This is a genomic window from Microbacterium sp. NPDC089987 (genome assembly GCF_044748505.1).
Lineage (GTDB): Bacteria > Actinomycetota > Actinomycetes > Actinomycetales > Microbacteriaceae > Microbacterium.
The window spans coordinates 1-1,920 of record NZ_JBIVGE010000005.1; the positions used below are offsets into that span (position 1 = coordinate 1).

At 55.1% G+C, this 1,920-nt stretch carries 1 rRNA gene; it reads right to left on the bottom strand.

The window, feature by feature from the left end:
* Positions 1-275 precede the first annotated feature (275 nt).
* Positions 276-1,800 (bottom strand): 16S ribosomal RNA (locus ACIPV2_RS13920).
* Positions 1,801-1,920: the final 120 nt, after the last annotated feature.

The following is a 1,920-nucleotide window of genomic DNA, read 5'->3' on the forward strand; positions in this document are numbered from 1 at the left end:
TCCCCCACAACCACTGCCAAACGGCAACAGAAGTAAGGGCCACAAGGAAACAGAACGACAACTCCCCGAAAGAAGAAGCCGGCCCGGTCCCTCAGGACCCAACAGCGTGCAGGCACCCACACCGCAGGAAAAGCGTTCCAACTGCCGAAGCAGCGTACTGACTCAAACCCCTTGGTCTGAATGCCATGTCAAATGTTCCACCCATGAGCTCCCAGCGAAGAACGTGTGCCTTCGAACTGGGTTCTGGAAGTCCGAAGACTTCAGATGCTCCTTAGAAAGGAGGTGATCCAGCCGCACCTTCCGGTACGGCTACCTTGTTACGACTTAGTCCTAATTACCGATCCCACCTTCGACAGCTCCCTCCCACAAGGGGTTAGGCCACCGGCTTCAGGTGTTACCGACTTTCATGACTTGACGGGCGGTGTGTACAAGACCCGGGAACGTATTCACCGCAGCGTTGCTGATCTGCGATTACTAGCGACTCCGACTTCATGAGGTCGAGTTGCAGACCTCAATCCGAACTGGGACCGGCTTTTTGGGATTCGCTCCACCTTACGGTATCGCAGCCCATTGTACCGGCCATTGTAGCATGCGTGAAGCCCAAGACATAAGGGGCATGATGATTTGACGTCATCCCCACCTTCCTCCGAGTTGACCCCGGCAGTATCCCATGAGTTCCCACCATTACGTGCTGGCAACATAGAACGAGGGTTGCGCTCGTTGCGGGACTTAACCCAACATCTCACGACACGAGCTGACGACAACCATGCACCACCTGTTCACGAGTGTCCAAAGAGTTGACCATTTCTGGCCCGTTCTCGTGTATGTCAAGCCTTGGTAAGGTTCTTCGCGTTGCATCGAATTAATCCGCATGCTCCGCCGCTTGTGCGGGTCCCCGTCAATTCCTTTGAGTTTTAGCCTTGCGGCCGTACTCCCCAGGCGGGGAACTTAATGCGTTAGCTGCGTCACGGAATCCGTGGAAAGGACCCCACAACTAGTTCCCAACGTTTACGGGGTGGACTACCAGGGTATCTAAGCCTGTTTGCTCCCCACCCTTTCGCTCCTCAGCGTCAGTTACGGCCCAGAGATCTGCCTTCGCCATCGGTGTTCCTCCTGATATCTGCGCATTCCACCGCTACACCAGGAATTCCAATCTCCCCTACCGCACTCTAGTCTGCCCGTACCCACTGCAAGCCCGAGGTTGAGCCTCGGAATTTCACAGCAGACGCGACAGACCGCCTACGAGCTCTTTACGCCCAATAATTCCGGATAACGCTTGCACCCTACGTATTACCGCGGCTGCTGGCACGTAGTTAGCCGGTGCTTTTTCTGCAGGTACCGTCACTTTCGCTTCTTCCCTGCTAAAAGAGGTTTACAACCCGAAGGCCGTCATCCCTCACGCGGCGTTGCTGCATCAGGCTTCCGCCCATTGTGCAATATTCCCCACTGCTGCCTCCCGTAGGAGTCTGGGCCGTGTCTCAGTCCCAGTGTGGCCGGTCACCCTCTCAGGCCGGCTACCCGTCGACGCCTTGGTGAGCCATTACCTCACCAACAAGCTGATAGGCCGCGAGCCCATCCCCAACCGAAAAATCTTTCCACCCGCACACCATGCGGTGACGGGACATATCCAGTATTAGACGCCGTTTCCAGCGCTTATCCCAGAGTCAGGGGCAGGTTGCTCACGTGTTACTCACCCGTTCGCCACTAATCCACCCAGCAAGCTGGGCTTCATCGTTCGACTTGCATGTGTTAAGCACGCCGCCAGCGTTCATCCTGAGCCAGGATCAAACTCTCCGTAAAAAAGAAATGCATACACAATCGGGAAAACGACCATGCAGCGAGTTTGAAACTGACCAAAAGAGACGAACATCATTGCTGACATTCATATAAATTGATCCAAAGGAATTCTCAACCAACCCC